We start from the raw sequence: 12,518 nt of genomic DNA, 5'->3' as shown, positions 1-12,518 counted from the left end.
GCTCAGGCCAGCGTCTTGAACATCACCAGGGCGTCCACATTGCCCAGCCGGGGATGGCGAAAGGCCCCCGGCAGCCGGCCGATCGTGCGGAAGCCGTTGCGGCTCCAGGCCGCCACCCCGGCGGTGTTGGTGGACACCACCAGGTTGAACTGCATGGCCGTGAAACCCCGCCGCAGGGCCTCCTCCTGGGAGTGGCGGCAGAGGGCATGGGCCACCCCCTGGCCCCGGGCGGCTTCGGCCACCACGTAGCCGGCGTTCGCCACGTGGGCGCCGAGACACGGCTGGTTGGGCCGCAGGTAATAGGTGCCCAGCACCCTGCCGCCCGCCTCAGTGGCCACAAAGGTGGCGGCGGCAGCCTCCACCCAGGCCCGCCGGGCCGCGTCGCTGCCGATCGCCGGGTCGTGGGGGAAGGTCTCGCCGGCCCTGAACACCGGCTCCAACACCGCCCACAACGACGGCCAGTCGGCAGGCGTGTAGGCCCGGAGGATCAAGCCGCTTCCACCACGATCGATTTGCTCACCGTACCGGGCAGATTCCGCGACACCGGACAGACCTTCATGCGGCGCTCCAGAAAGGCCCGGCTGGCCTCATCCAGCTCCGGCGTCGCCGCCCCTTCGGCCGCCTCCAGCCGCACCTGGAGCGTGCCGCTCACCGCCTCGACCATCCAGTCGGCGGAGGCGGTCACGCTCAGCACCCCGTCCACCGCGGCCAGGGGCAGATGCCGCTCAATGGCGTTGGCCACCAGGTAATGGTGCTGACAGAGCAGCAGCGACAGCAGGTACAGCCGAAAGCCGGGGGTCTGCAGGCTGGGCTCAAGCGGCTGCCAGGGTTCCTGGTCGCCGTTGCGGAAGTCGACGCTGAGGCTGTCGCCGGCGGCCCCATGGCGGCTCTGGAGCTGGAACTGGAACAGGAGTTGGCTCATGTCTGGTGCGGGACGGTGTGGGGGGAGGGACTGGCGGCGCCGAGGTTGCGCTGGCGCTGGACGGCTTCGGCGCCCGTGAGCAGCGCCGACCCGATCAGCAGGGCGGCGAATCCCTGGCGCAGGTGGCGATCGGAGAGGTGGGGGGCCAGGGCCTGGCCGCCGATCGCCCCCACCAGGCCGCCGGCGATCAGGGGCGCCAGCAAGGGCAGGCCGGCCGCCGGCCAGTGCCCCAGGGCCCCGAGGGCCACCAGGCTGTTGGTGGCGATCAGCACCAGGCTGGTGCCGCTGGCCAGGGGCATCGGCAGACCGGCCAGCAGCACCAGGGCGGGAACGATGGCGAAGCCGCCGCCCACGCCGGCGATGCCGGTGAGCAGGCCCACGAGTACCCCCTGGCCCGCCAGGGCCAGCGGCGATCCCCCCGCCCGGGGTGCCCGGGCGGCGCCGGTGGGGCGGCGGGACAGCAACCAGGCGGCCACCAGGGCAGCGGCGGCGAACACCCCCAGCTGGATGGGTTCGGGGATCAGGCCGTGCTTCACCACCGTGCCTCCGATCCAGCTGCCCGCCAGGGCCGGCACCCCCAGGATCAGGGCGGGGCGCGGTGCCACCTGGCGCCGTCGCAGGTAGGGGCCGGCATTGGCCACCGCCAGCAGGGTCACCGCCAGCAGCGACAGGGGCACGGCTTCCCGGGTGGGCAGCCCGGCGCCGCTGATCAGCAGGGGCAGCAGCAGGATCGATCCGCCGGCCCCGAGCACCGCCAGCAGGAAGCCGATCAGGGCGCCCCCACCGGCCATCAGCAGCAGGACGGCGGCGCTCATGGTCTCACGCGGTTCCGGGGCCTTGCCGCCAGCCGCCCTGCCCGGCTGGCGGCGGCTTCAGGCGGACATGGAGGGACGGAAGCCATCGAATCAGCTGAAACTGGTCTTTATGACTATACACGCATACAACGGCTAAAGAGTGCATGGGGTGCCAACGCGGCGCCCTGCGGCGGGTTGCTGCATGGCGGAAATCGTCCGGCCCTTCACTGCAGCCTGGGAGACCCTGCATAATGTCGCAAGCGTCATACCCTTCTGCCATGGGCGTTGCCGGCCCCGGTTCCATTCCCAGCCCCGAACTGCTGGAAGAGTTCAGCCAGTTCTTCCGTCTGCTGAGCGAACCGGCCCGGCTCCAGCTGCTCTGTCATCTGCGCCAGGGTCCCGCCGATGTCGCCACCCTGATCGAGGCCACAGGCTTCAGCCAGTCCCACATCAGCCGCCAGCTGTCCCAGCTGCAACGCGCTGGCCTGGTGTCCTGCGACCGGGACGGGGTCCGGCTCATCTACAGGGCCGACACCGAATTGGTCGAGGAGCTCTGTGATCTCGTGCAAAAGCGCATGAAGCAGCGCCTGCAGCAGCAGCTGGATCAGCTCCAGACCGCCTGAGCCTGGCCCAACGAGGGGATCGCGGCCTTGGGGCCCTGGCTCGGAGCCAGTGCACCGGGTAGGCGGAGGCGCCCTTCACCCAACGGCTGAACAGCCAGGCCAGCAGCACGAGCAGCACGGAGCCGGACAGCACCGGAAACAGGACGAATCCCGCGCCTGCCTTGAGGAAGACCCCCTAGGAAGGCGACGCCGCCGGCAGGGGGGTGCAGGCAGCGGCACCGCTGTCCGAGTTGCGGGGCTGGGCCATGGGACTGCGGGGATGGCCGAACAGCAGCACCGAGGAGGCCTAGCGACAGCAGGGCCCCCAGCCAGGAAAAGGCCAGCCAGCGGTGTCTGGGATGGGCGATGGGCGAGGCCTCCGGAAGCTCTTGGCCATCGGGAACCGAGGCATCGGCCCGGAGGGTCATCGAAGGCCACTGGGGCAGAAAGCCCATGCATTGTCGCGATTCACCTCCCCCAACCGTGTGGCGGCCATCACCAGGACGGCCCATCAGAATGAAGGCGGGTTTGCACCTGCCCGCTGGTGATCGCCACGCCCGCCGCCCCCGCACCAGGCCCCATCGGCCCCAGCCCCCTGTGGACCCGGGCCTTCCATGGCTTCAACCTGTTGGTGCTCCTGCTGATGGCCGCCAGTGGCCTGGAGATCTACAACGCCAATCCGGTGTTTGGCGGTCGGGAGGGGGTGACCGTGCCGGAGCTGTTCACCCTTGGCGGCTGGTTGGCTGGTGGCCGCGACTGGCACTTCGCTGTCATGGGTCTCTATGCCGCCAACCTGGGGCTCTGGATCGGCCTGCTGCTGCGCCGTCGCCATCGGCGCCTCGCCGGCACCGGTGATCTGGCCACCCTGCGTGGCAGCGTCCATCCCCCCCGTCGTCGCCTGGCCAGCCACCGGATCACTTACACCCTGATGCTGATCCTGCTGGCCTTCAGCCTGCTCAGTGGTCTGGCCATGTACAAGCCGGCCCAGTTGTGGTGGCTGGTGTCGCTGTTCGCCTTCGCCGAACCGGCGGGGTTCTCCAGCTGGCAGACGCTGCGGGTGTGCCACCTCGCCACCATCCCCGCCATCGCCATGCTGCTGGTGGCCCACGTGGTGCTCTCCTTGCGGGTGGGCGGCCTGCGGCTGCTGCGGGCGATGGTTCTCTGAGATGGCTGCTTCGCCCGAGGCCCTGAGTCGCCGCCGCTCCCTCGGTCTGCTGCTGGCCAGCGGTTCCTCCCTGTTGCTCGGCGGCTGTGCCCTCAACCGCTGGAGCAACGCGGTGGGGGAGGCCACCCAGCCGCTGAACGAACGGATCGAGGCCCTGCTGCAGGGCAAGGGAATGCTGCCCGAGTTCCGGCGCAACCAGGTGGAGCCCGAGGCCCTGCTGGTCAACAGCTTCAACGGCATCCCCAAGCTGGCGCCCAGCAGCTACCGGCTCGTCGTCAACGGGATGGTCCGCCGTCCCCTGAGCCTGGATCTGGCGGCCCTCGCCGCCCTGCCCCAGCGGGAGTGCGTCATCCGCCACGTCTGTGTCGAGGGCTGGGCGGCGATCGTCGCCTGGTCGGGCCCGCGGCTGGCCGATGTGCTGGCGCTGGCCGGTCCCTCTCCCCTGGGGGCCTATCTGGCGATCCGTTCCGCCGACCAGTACTTCGAAACCTGGGATCTGGCCTCGGCCCTGCACCCCCAGACCCTGCTGGCCACCCACATGAACGGAGCACCGCTGCCGGTGGCCAACGGCGCTCCTGTGCGACTCGCCAGCCCCATCAAGCTCGGCTACAAGCAGAGCAAGTGGGTCATCGAACTCGAACTGATGACCAGCCTGGGCGATCGCCTTGGCACCTGGGAGGACAAGGGCTATGAGTGGTTCGCCGGGCTCTGAGGGGGCCTGCGCTGCTCAGGCCTTCAGGGGCGACCAGGCCATCGTGGCGTTGAACTTCTGGCACCAGATCAGCACCGATTTCTGGGCCTTGAGATCAAGCGAGGCGGGGATCACATAGCTCTGGCCACCCTTGCTGGATTTCAGCCTCGCCAGCACGGTGTAGCTGCCGGCCTTGAGGGGATAGGCCGGGGGCTTGCTCATGGCCAGGGGGGTGGCGGAGGGGCTGAAGACCACCCAGAGATCCGGGGCCGTGGCGCTGGTCTTGAAGTCGCCGCTGAGGCTGAGCACCCTCTTGCCGCCCTGCTCGCTGATCGAGAAGCCACCGCTCACGGGGGCCTCGGCCTTGCGGAAGCGGCCCTTGGCCATCGCCATGGCCACGGTCTGGGCCAGCGAATCCAGGGTGGGGGTGATCGGATGGCTGAGGCTGCGGGCCTGCAGGACGGCACCGGAGAGGGCCGTGGCAGCCACCAGGGTGAGGGCGCCGCTGAGGAGGGCGCTGGGGGAGCGGGTCATCGGGATGGGGAGGCGTGAGCAGGGAGTACCGCCGCGCTCCTGGAACGGATTGGCTCGGCCGGCTGGCCTGGCAGACCCGGCGCCGGCGCCCAAAACAGCTGGGGCGTTGCATCCTGTGCGGATGAGCCTGTCTTTGCTGCTCTATGTGCTGCTGCGGGGGCTGGATGCCACCGTGCTCAAGGGACTGCAGGAGCTCGGCCTGGCCAATCCGGTGCAGGGCGAGAACCCGATCAGTTTCTGCAACGTGTTCTTCCTGGCCCAGCTCACGGTGGCTCTGGCGTCCCTGCTGCCTGGCCGGCGCCGCCTGATCGGCGATCTGGCGCGGCTGGGCCCCGCCGACTGGCGCCTCCTGGCCCTTCACGGTGGCCTGGGCCTGTTCCTCGGGCCCGTGGCCTATTACTTCGCCCTGGAATCCCTGTCGGTGATCAGCCAGACCCTGCTGTTTGCCCTGGTGTTGCCCGTCTCGGCCCTGCTGGCGCGCTGGCTGCTGGGGGAGGCGCTGCCCCCCGGCTTCTGGCTCAGCCTGGCGCTGATCGGCGCCGGCCTGCTGCTGCCCCAGGCGGCCATGGCGATCGGCAACGGCCAGATGGATGACGCCGCTGGCCTCGCCTGGGCCCTGGTGGGAGTATTGGCCTTCGCTGGCTCGGCCGTCAGCGGCCGCAGCGTCGCCCGCCGCCGCTGGCCGGCGTCCGTGGCTGTCGGGGTTCCCACCCTGCTGAGCGCCCTGGTCTTCGGGGCCATCGCCCTGGTGCTGTTCGGCCCGCACCATTTCCTGCTGTTGCGCCTCTGGTGGGTGGCGGGGGTGATCGGCCTCTATGCCATCACCCTGTCCCTGGGCCGGGAACTGGCTCTGCGCCAGGCCTACCGCAGCTGCAGTGTGGCGGTTGTCTCCCTGTGGGGCTCGCTGTCTTTGGTGGTGGCGGTCCTCAGTGCCGCCCTGCTGCTGGGGGAACCGCTGGGCGTCCCGGTACTGGGCGGTTTGGCCCTGGTGCTGGCCGGTGTGGGCGCCAGTCGCTGGCCCGGACCCATCCGATCGGCTCCCTCGCCGGTACCAGGGGAGCGGCAACTCCGCCGAACGCCTCCCGGACGTGACACCCTCTGACGCCAACGCTCCACCCCGCCGTCCGCCCCTGCGGGGCGCCCTCGAGGGCGCCACCGACGCGGCCGGCGATCTGGCGGAGTTGTACGACACCTGCAGCGGTCCGGTGTACCGCCTGGCCCTGCGGCTGTGCCGCTCGAGCCATGAAGCCGAAGACCTCGCCCATGACGTCTTCCTGCGCTACTGGCAGCAGGGGCGTTACGACCCCGCCCGGGGCCCGGTGCTGGCCTACCTGCTGCTGCTGACGCGCTCGATGGCCATCAACCGCCTCAACCAGCGCGCCAACCGCTGGCAGCTGGTGCAACGCTGGTCAGAGCACCTGTTTCCAGAGGCCGTGCCCACGCCCCATGACAGTGCCGAGGCCGAGGATCTGGCCCAGAGGGTCCGGGGCGCCCTCGCGGCCATCCCCGCCAACCAGCGCCAGGTGCTGGAGATGGCCTACTACGAAGGGCTGAGCCAGTCCGCGATCGGCGCGCTGCTGAAATTGCCCCTCGGCACCGTCAAGACCCGCGCCCGCCAGGGGTTGATCCGGCTGCGCGCCCTGCTCCACGACTCGCCCGTCCAGCCATGAAAACCAACACCACCCCATTCGACGCCGCCAGCATCGACGCCCTGCTCGCCGGCCATGCCCTGGGAGACCTGGAGGAAGCCGAGCGGGAACAGCTGGCCGAGCTGCTGCGGCAGCAGCCCGAGCTGCGCCGGCGCCTGGAGGAGTTCAGCACCACCCTGGAATTGCTGCCCCTGGCGCTGCCGGCCATCGCGGCGCCCCCCCCCTCCCTGCGCCGTCGCCTGCTGCAGCCCAGCCCCCATCCGGGCCCATGGCGGCGTTGGCTCGGTCCCTCCCTGCTGGCCGTCGGCCTGCTGCTGCTGGGCGGTGAGCTCTACCAGACCCGGCAGCAGCTGGCGGGCCTCCAGCGGCAACTGGCGCCGCCCGCTCCGGGCGAACAACGGACGCTGCCCCTGCAGTCGGTGCAGCCTGGCCAGACGGCCTCGGGGGAGGTGCTGGTCACTGGCAACAGCACCAACAACCTGCTGAAGCTCGCTGACCTGCCCGCCCTGCCGCCGCACCACACCTATCGGCTCTGGGCCACCGTGAAGGGTCAGACCGTGGGTTGCGTCCATTTCGTGCCCAACGCCCGCGGCCAGGTGGCCATCCCCATCCCCCTTTCCCCCACCAGCGAGGCCACCGACGTCAGTGTCAGCGTCGAGGGTGATCCCACCGGCCAGGCGCCCAGGGGACCCATGGTGCTCACCAGTTCCCACTGAGCCGTGCCCGTCTCCCCTGCCCCCACCCACGTTCATGCCGATCTGAGCCGGCGGGCCGTCGTCGACACTGGCGCGCTGCCCTGGCACCCCTCGCCCCTGGCCGGGGTGGAGCGGCGCCTGCTGGAGCGCGACGGCGGCGAGGTCGCCCGGGCCACCTCGCTCGTGCGCTATGCCGCCGCCAGCCGCTTTTCCCCCCATCAGCACGGGGGCGGCGAGGAGTTCCTCGTCCTCGACGGGGTCTTCTCCGATGAGCACGGTGACTACGGCCCCGGCACCTACGTGCGCAACCCTGTCGGCTCCGCCCATGCCCCTTTCAGTGCGGCCGGCTGCACCATCCTGGTCAAACTGCGTCAGATGGATCCGGCCGACCAGACGCGGGTCGTGATCGACACGCGCCGCTCTGCGTTTGTGCCCGGTCTGGTCGCCGGACTGAGCGTGCTGCCCCTGCATGGCTTCGGGACCGAACAGGTGGCCCTGGTGCGCTGGCAGCCGGGCACCCACTTTCCCCAGCACGCCCATCCCGGGGGCGAGGAGATCTTCGTGCTCGACGGAGTGTTTGAAGACGAGCAGGGTGCCTATCCAGCCGGCACCTGGCTGCGCAACCCACCCGGCAGCCGGCATGTTCCCTGCAGCGGCAGCGGTTGTCTGATCTGGGTCAAGACCGGTCACCTTGGCCAGGCGATCTCCGCCTAGGGGACCGCTGGCCCGCCCCGGAATGGGGCCAGCGCCAGGGCGGTGAGGAAGCCCACCAACTGGGCGATCACAACGCTTGGGCCCGATGGCAGGGCGAAGGCGGCGGAGAGCAGCAGGCCCAGTACGGCGCAGGCGGCCCCCAGCCCGGCGGCCAGGGCCACATAGCTATCGAAGCGGCGGCTCACCAGCCTTGAGGCGCAGGCGGGGATGACCACGAAGGCGCTGATCAGCAGCACCCCCACCGCCTTGACGGAGATGGCCACCACCACGGCCAGCAGGATCAGGAACAGCAGCCGGTGCAGGGAGACGGCGACCCCCCGGGAACGGGCCAGGGGTTCGTCGAGAGTGAGCAGCACCTGGTCGCGCCGGGTGAGGGTGAGGTAGCCGGTGGTGACGACAAGCAGGACCCCGATCAGGCTGAGGTCGAGCCAGGTGACCCCCAGGATGTCGCCGAAGAGCAGCTGCTGAATGCCGCCCTTGTAGACCCGCAGCAGGCTCAGGGCCACCACGGCCATGGCCAGCGACGAGGAGTAGACGATGTTCAGCAGGGCATCCGCCGGCAGGCGGCTGCGTTGCACCAGCTGGTTCGTCATCAGGGCGAACAGCACGGCGAAGGGGATCAGCACCAGGGTGGGATCGATGCCCAGCAGGATTCCCAGCGTGATGCCAAGCAGGGCGGAATGGCCCAGGGCGTCACTGAAGAAGGAGAGCTGGCGCAACACCGCGAAACTGCCCAGCACCCCGCCGAGGGCGCCGCTCAACAGCCCCCCCAGCAGGGCCCGCTGCATGAAAGGAAGTTGCAGCAGCTGCCCCAGGGTTGATCCTTCTGTCATCTCCCCACAATCGTTCAGGAGGCGACGTGGGCCAGGGCCTCGCCAACCAGGGCCAGGGAGGCCGCCAGCAGAACCAGGCGACCTGCCTGGCAGAACAGGCGTGAAGTGATGACGAAACCCATGGGGATCATTGGCGTGCTCCAGTGGAGGGCAAGGGTGAAGCGTTCAGCGGCCCGTTGTCTGGAGGGGGCGGAGATCAGGCAGACCGACCGAGAAGGCAGGGGATCCGTGGCGGGTGAGGGGCCAGCGCCGCACCCAGCAGCTGTCGGTTTCCTCGTCGATGCTGATCACCTGATAAGTGCCGCCCTGGCGGCTGTTCAACTGGACGAAGCCGCCGGGGTGCGGGGCTGCCGCTGAATGGGATGGGGGATAGGGCATGGGTCAGACCACGCATCAGCCCTAAACGTAACAGAAGATTGCGGACTCATTGACGAGAAGCCACTTGATGTGCATTCCAAGGCACATGACGGTGCTCCCCTGCCCCAAACATGCGTAACCCCCTCGGGGCGGGCCCAAGGGGGTTACTTTGCGAAAGCTCTAGGGAGTTGATCAATCTCCCTGCCCCGCAACCTCTTTCTAGATCAGCAGCAACAGCTACAGCGCGGGCTCGAACATTCCTTCACAGGCCTGAGGAGGTTCAGGAGCGGATCACTCGTCGTCGTCGGAGCCGCCCACGGGTACGAGGCGAATCGCCTTGCGACCCAGCTTTATCTCGAATTCGTCGCCCGGCTCGAGGCCCAGCATGGCGGTGTAGGCCTTGCCCACCAGCAGGTTGCCGTTGAACTGGACCTTGGCGGTATAGCCGATCTTGCGGCCAGCCTTGGTGGCCGTCTTGCCCACGCCGTCTCCGAGGTTGATTCCCTTGGCATCGAGAAGGGCTTCGTAAAAGGCTGTGAAGTTCAGGCGCTCATTGCCGTCCTTCTTGGTGCTCACGTAGCCGCAGCTGCGGACCAGATCCGACTTCGAAGCGTCTCCCAGCTCTTTCACCTTGGCGAGCAGATCGGCACCTTTGAGCATGATGCAATGGCGGTGGGTATTAGGCGAAATTGTACATCTAGGGCCTGCGATCGCCAGTCGGGCGAGCTTCGGCTTACCCTGCCTTCTGGCCCTACGCAGCTCGGCTGCTCTGTGGTCACCCGCTGTGCTCCGGCTGCCGCTGGATGGCCATGGCCGGAGCGACCGCAATCCCGCTGGTGAACGCCATCGCCTCTGCGGCCATCGCCGGTGGATCGGATAGCTTCAGCCTTCAGCTCTTTGGTGGACCCTCCACCCGATACTGCACCTGCTGGGGGAAGGGGATCTCGATGTTCCGGTCCCGGAAGGCCCGCCAGATGCCCGCCTGGACTTCGCTGCAGATGGAAACGTTATCCATGGGATTGGCGATCCAGAAGCGCAGGGCGTAGTCGATGGAGGAATCCCCATAGCGGAGCAGCAGACCCTTTGGTGCCGGGGTGGGAAGAATGCGTTTCTGGCCGCGGGCCGTGGCCTCCAGCAGCGCGATCACGTCCTCGGGATCATGGTGGTACGCCGCGCTCACCAGCACCTGGCTGCGCCGCAGGGTGTCGCTGCCCGTGTAGGTCACGGTGGTGTTGGTGAAGAACGTCTGGTTCGGGATCACCAGCTCGGCATTATCCCGATCCCGCCAGAGCACGGCGGCCCGCAGCCCGAGGCTGCGCACCTCGCACGGATCACCGTCGATGAACAGCACCTCTCCGGGCCGCACCGATCCCTCGAACAGCAGCCAAAGACCACTGACGAAATTCGAAAAGACTTCCTTGATTCCGAACCCCAGGCCCACCGAGAGGCCACCGGCCACCGCCAGGATCGCCGTGCGGTTGAAACCCACATGATCGAGAGCCCAGATGATCCCGAGGGCCACCGCCGCATAGCGAATCATCAGGGCCAGGGCGCGGCGGCTGCCGTTGCTGATGCCGACGCTGCGCTGCACCAGCCAGGCCACCCCCTGGGCCGGTGGTCCCGTGCCCATGGCCAGCACGTAGACGATCAGCACCGCCAGGAAAAAGCTGCCCAGGGTCACCTCCGATCCGAACCAGTCGCCGATGGGGATGAGGGCCAGGTCCTGGGGGTTGTCGAACACCCGGATCACCAGCAGGACGCAGACCAGCAGGTAGGCCGGGCGAATCAGACGGGTTTCGAGCAGTTGCATCGGCTGGGGCTGGATGAAGCGGCCCAGCAGCAGGCGCACCCCTTCCAGACCCAGCCAGCCCAGGTACAGGAGCAGCCCCAGCAGCACCAGACCGAACGGCTGCCCGCCAAGCCCCAGGGCCAGCGAGAGCAGACCCAGCAGGATGGGGATCACGACGTTGGACTTCGCTGCCGGGGGAAACCGTGGGGCCAGGCGCCGGCGTAAGGGTCCCTGGATGAGGAACACCAGCAGCAGCACCATCACCTGGACGCGCACCTCAAGGCGCTGCAGGTAGCCGAACCAGCCGACGATCTCCAGCAGCAACTCGCTCATCGGGACCTCTCGCGAGCCAGGAGCCCGATCAGGCCCTCGAGAGTGGCCTGCTGACTCAGGTCATCAAAGAGGAAACGGGTGAGCAGCGCCTGCCAGGCCTCCCTTTTGTCCTTGGTGCTCCCCTCCACCAGCCGGATCGTCGCGCCTCGCATCGATTGCTGTCGCCCCTCCACCATGGCCGCCAGTACAGAGGAACTGCGCACCGGTGGCGCCACTTCCCGGTTCACCGGCAGCACGTACTGGTTGCCGAGCACCATCTCCCGCTGGTGCAGGGGACTGATGGCGAACCGGGCCAGGGCCAGGGCCAGCTGGCGCTGGACCGGACTGGAATTGACGCCGAAGGAAAGCACGCGCTCCCGGGTGATCGGGGTGGCGTCGCCGCTGGGCCCGGAGGGCAGGGGGGCCACGCCCAGGTTGTTGCCCAGCCGCGATCGCAGGCGAAGGATGTTGATGCTGCGGCAGGGAATCCAGTCGAGGGCCCCCGCCATCAGCTGCTTCAGCAATTCCGTCTCTGTGGGATAGAAGGTGACATGTTGCTGCTGGTCCGCCAGACGCAGCCACTGCAGCCAGCCCCGCAGGCTGGCCTGGGTTGCCGCTGTTGCCGGCTCTCCAGCCAGCAGGTTGCCCGCGGCGTCGATCGCCCCGAGGGGGCCCAGGGTCCAGGCCAGGTTGACCGCATCGAGGGAGAGCCCCACCTCCATTCCCTTGGCGCTGAAGGCCAGCAGCTCCTCAAGGGTGGCGGGGCTGCGCTGGACGTGGCGCCGATCGAAGCAGGCCACCTGGGGCTGCAGCTCCATTGGCAGGCCCGTCAGGGTTCCATCCGAGCGCCGCACCCGCTCCACCGAGCCTGCGTCCAGCTGATCCAGCACCACGCTCGGGAATCTCACGGTGTTGATGAGCTGCTCCCGGGCCAGATCACGGGCGGTGGATTCGTTGACCAGCAACACATCAGGGCTCAGGCCCGTGCGGTTACGGATGAGGAGCTCGTTGCGCAGGTTCTCCTCCGGAAACACCTCCACCTGGAGCCGGACCTTTGGCTGCAGGGTGCGGAACGAGGCCTGGAGCTGGGCGGTGCGTTTGCGGATCTCCTTCTGCAGTTCGCTGTCGATGGCCTCCTGGCTGACTCCGACGGCGATGTAGAGGGTGCCTTCGAGGGGGCGCAGCATGGGCTGCAGGCGCTGCCCGTGACAGCCCCCCAGGACGGCCATCCATGGCAGCAGCAGCCCTGCGGCGAGCAGCTTGATGGACGCTGGCCGTCGACCCTGAAGGGGCGGGGTGCTGGAGCGGCGACAAAGGGGAATCACACCGGGAGGCTAGGAGACTGATGAAAAACCTGGCCAGCCGCGAGAGAATGGAGTAACGGCACTGAGCAGATGCGCGGCCAACAGGAGAGGACCGGCCCCCTGTTCTCCTACATCTCCACGGAGGAGCGCATCCCCA

16 protein-coding genes are annotated in these 12,518 nt (G+C 68.7%); 7 read left to right on the top strand and 9 right to left on the bottom strand.

The features are described from left to right. Positions 1 to 2: 2 nt before the first annotated feature. Genes KBY95_RS15610 through KBY95_RS15600 form a run of 3 tightly spaced genes read right to left on the bottom strand, consistent with a single transcriptional unit; the run spans position 3 to position 1,737 of the window. The gene (locus KBY95_RS15610; protein WP_254966214.1) at positions 3 to 491 is read right to left on the bottom strand and encodes a GNAT family N-acetyltransferase; all 489 of its coding nucleotides are present in this window, start codon (positions 489 to 491) and stop codon (positions 3 to 5) included. Continuing rightward, a complete protein-coding gene (locus KBY95_RS15605) occupies positions 488 to 922 on the bottom strand; it encodes an OsmC family protein (protein ID WP_254966213.1) in 435 nt (144 codons plus the stop codon). The genes KBY95_RS15610 and KBY95_RS15605 overlap by 4 nt, the downstream gene beginning before the upstream one ends. Continuing rightward, positions 919 to 1,737, bottom strand: a complete 819-nt coding sequence (locus tag KBY95_RS15600; RefSeq protein ID WP_254966212.1) for a sulfite exporter TauE/SafE family protein — start codon at positions 1,735 to 1,737, stop codon at positions 919 to 921. The genes KBY95_RS15605 and KBY95_RS15600 overlap by 4 nt, the downstream gene beginning before the upstream one ends. Positions 1,738 to 1,994: 257 nt before the next feature. Between KBY95_RS15600 and KBY95_RS15595 the strand changes: the two genes are divergently transcribed. The 3 genes from KBY95_RS15595 to KBY95_RS15585 all read left to right on the top strand — a co-directional run bounded on the left by KBY95_RS15595 (position 1,995) and on the right by KBY95_RS15585 (position 4,195). Further along, positions 1,995 to 2,339, top strand: a complete 345-nt coding sequence (locus KBY95_RS15595; protein ID WP_254966211.1) for a metalloregulator ArsR/SmtB family transcription factor — start codon at positions 1,995 to 1,997, stop codon at positions 2,337 to 2,339. A gap of 523 nt (positions 2,340 to 2,862) precedes the next feature. Next, entirely contained in the window at positions 2,863 to 3,483 is a 621-nt protein-coding gene (locus tag KBY95_RS15590) for a cytochrome b/b6 domain-containing protein (RefSeq protein ID WP_254966210.1), read from the top strand. Between the two features lies 1 nt (position 3,484). After that, entirely contained in the window at positions 3,485 to 4,195 is a 711-nt protein-coding gene (locus KBY95_RS15585; protein WP_254966209.1) for a molybdopterin-dependent oxidoreductase, read from the top strand. Between the two features lie 15 nt (positions 4,196 to 4,210). On the opposite strand, the gene KBY95_RS15580 is transcribed toward KBY95_RS15585, so the two are convergent. After that, on the bottom strand, positions 4,211 to 4,708 hold the full coding sequence (locus KBY95_RS15580) for a DM13 domain-containing protein (RefSeq protein ID WP_254966208.1): 498 nt from the start codon (positions 4,706 to 4,708) through the stop codon (positions 4,211 to 4,213). Between the two features lie 121 nt (positions 4,709 to 4,829). On the opposite strand from KBY95_RS15580, the gene KBY95_RS15575 reads away from it, so the two are divergent. From KBY95_RS15575 to KBY95_RS15560, 4 genes are read left to right on the top strand one after another with little or no spacing between them, the layout of a single operon-like run. Continuing rightward, complete coding sequence (locus KBY95_RS15575; RefSeq protein WP_254966207.1) at positions 4,830 to 5,810, top strand: DMT family transporter; 981 nt, start codon at positions 4,830 to 4,832, stop codon at positions 5,808 to 5,810. Beyond that, a complete protein-coding gene (locus KBY95_RS15570) occupies positions 5,797 to 6,378 on the top strand; it encodes a sigma-70 family RNA polymerase sigma factor (RefSeq protein WP_254966206.1) in 582 nt (193 codons plus the stop codon). Before KBY95_RS15575 ends, KBY95_RS15570 begins: the two co-directional genes overlap by 14 nt. After that, complete coding sequence (locus KBY95_RS15565) at positions 6,375 to 7,073, top strand: anti-sigma factor (protein ID WP_254966205.1); 699 nt, start codon at positions 6,375 to 6,377, stop codon at positions 7,071 to 7,073. Before KBY95_RS15570 ends, KBY95_RS15565 begins: the two co-directional genes overlap by 4 nt. 3 nt (positions 7,074 to 7,076) lie before the next feature. Then, on the top strand, positions 7,077 to 7,766 hold the full coding sequence (locus KBY95_RS15560) for a cupin domain-containing protein (RefSeq protein WP_254966204.1): 690 nt from the start codon (positions 7,077 to 7,079) through the stop codon (positions 7,764 to 7,766). On the opposite strand, the gene KBY95_RS15555 is transcribed toward KBY95_RS15560, so the two are convergent. From KBY95_RS15555 to KBY95_RS15535, 5 genes are all read right to left on the bottom strand, one after another. After that, a complete protein-coding gene (locus KBY95_RS15555; RefSeq protein ID WP_254966203.1) occupies positions 7,763 to 8,599 on the bottom strand; it encodes a metal ABC transporter permease in 837 nt (278 codons plus the stop codon). The two genes, KBY95_RS15560 and KBY95_RS15555, sit on opposite strands and share 4 nt — an antisense overlap. Positions 8,600 to 8,764: 165 nt before the next feature. Next, positions 8,765 to 8,977, bottom strand: a complete 213-nt coding sequence (locus tag KBY95_RS15550) for a hypothetical protein (RefSeq protein WP_254966202.1) — start codon at positions 8,975 to 8,977, stop codon at positions 8,765 to 8,767. A 270-nt stretch (positions 8,978 to 9,247) separates the two neighbouring features. Then, positions 9,248 to 9,616 carry an AbrB family transcriptional regulator gene (locus KBY95_RS15545; protein WP_254966201.1) on the bottom strand — a complete coding sequence of 123 codons (369 nt, stop codon included), beginning with the start codon at positions 9,614 to 9,616 and terminating at the stop codon, positions 9,248 to 9,250. Positions 9,617 to 9,845: 229 nt separating this feature from the next. Further along, complete coding sequence (locus KBY95_RS15540; protein ID WP_254966200.1) at positions 9,846 to 11,078, bottom strand: mechanosensitive ion channel family protein; 1,233 nt, start codon at positions 11,076 to 11,078, stop codon at positions 9,846 to 9,848. Continuing rightward, positions 11,075 to 12,244 carry an extracellular solute-binding protein gene (locus tag KBY95_RS15535; protein ID WP_254966199.1) on the bottom strand — a complete coding sequence of 390 codons (1,170 nt, stop codon included), beginning with the start codon at positions 12,242 to 12,244 and terminating at the stop codon, positions 11,075 to 11,077. The genes KBY95_RS15540 and KBY95_RS15535 overlap by 4 nt, the downstream gene beginning before the upstream one ends. Between the last annotated feature and the right edge of the window lie 274 nt (positions 12,245 to 12,518).

The organism is Cyanobium sp. Aljojuca 7A6, assembly GCF_024346455.1.
In the GTDB taxonomy this organism is placed as follows: Bacteria; Cyanobacteriota; Cyanobacteriia; order PCC-6307; family Cyanobiaceae; genus Cyanobium.
Note: the sequence above shows the minus strand (reverse complement) of the source record. Positions and strands in the feature narration are given on the sequence as shown.

Coding starts and splice junctions, on each gene's coding strand:
- KBY95_RS15555 (WP_254966203.1), bottom strand. CDS start 8,599: ATGACAGAAGGATCAACCCTGGGGCAGCTGCTGCAACTTCCTTTCATG.
- KBY95_RS15605 (WP_254966213.1), bottom strand. CDS start 922: ATGAGCCAACTCCTGTTCCAGTTCCAGCTCCAGAGCCGCCATGGGGCC.
- KBY95_RS15580 (WP_254966208.1), bottom strand. CDS start 4,708: ATGACCCGCTCCCCCAGCGCCCTCCTCAGCGGCGCCCTCACCCTGGTG.
- KBY95_RS15550 (WP_254966202.1), bottom strand. CDS start 8,977: ATGCCCTATCCCCCATCCCATTCAGCGGCAGCCCCGCACCCCGGCGGC.
- KBY95_RS15575 (WP_254966207.1), top strand. CDS start 4,830: ATGAGCCTGTCTTTGCTGCTCTATGTGCTGCTGCGGGGGCTGGATGCC.
- KBY95_RS15595 (WP_254966211.1), top strand. CDS start 1,995: ATGGGCGTTGCCGGCCCCGGTTCCATTCCCAGCCCCGAACTGCTGGAA.
- KBY95_RS15540 (WP_254966200.1), bottom strand. CDS start 11,078: ATGAGCGAGTTGCTGCTGGAGATCGTCGGCTGGTTCGGCTACCTGCAG.
- KBY95_RS15545 (WP_254966201.1), bottom strand. CDS start 9,616: ATGCTCAAAGGTGCCGATCTGCTCGCCAAGGTGAAAGAGCTGGGAGAC.
- KBY95_RS15565 (WP_254966205.1), top strand. CDS start 6,375: ATGAAAACCAACACCACCCCATTCGACGCCGCCAGCATCGACGCCCTG.
- KBY95_RS15600 (WP_254966212.1), bottom strand. CDS start 1,737: ATGAGCGCCGCCGTCCTGCTGCTGATGGCCGGTGGGGGCGCCCTGATC.
- KBY95_RS15535 (WP_254966199.1), bottom strand. CDS start 12,244: ATGCTGCGCCCCCTCGAAGGCACCCTCTACATCGCCGTCGGAGTCAGC.
- KBY95_RS15585 (WP_254966209.1), top strand. CDS start 3,485: ATGGCTGCTTCGCCCGAGGCCCTGAGTCGCCGCCGCTCCCTCGGTCTG.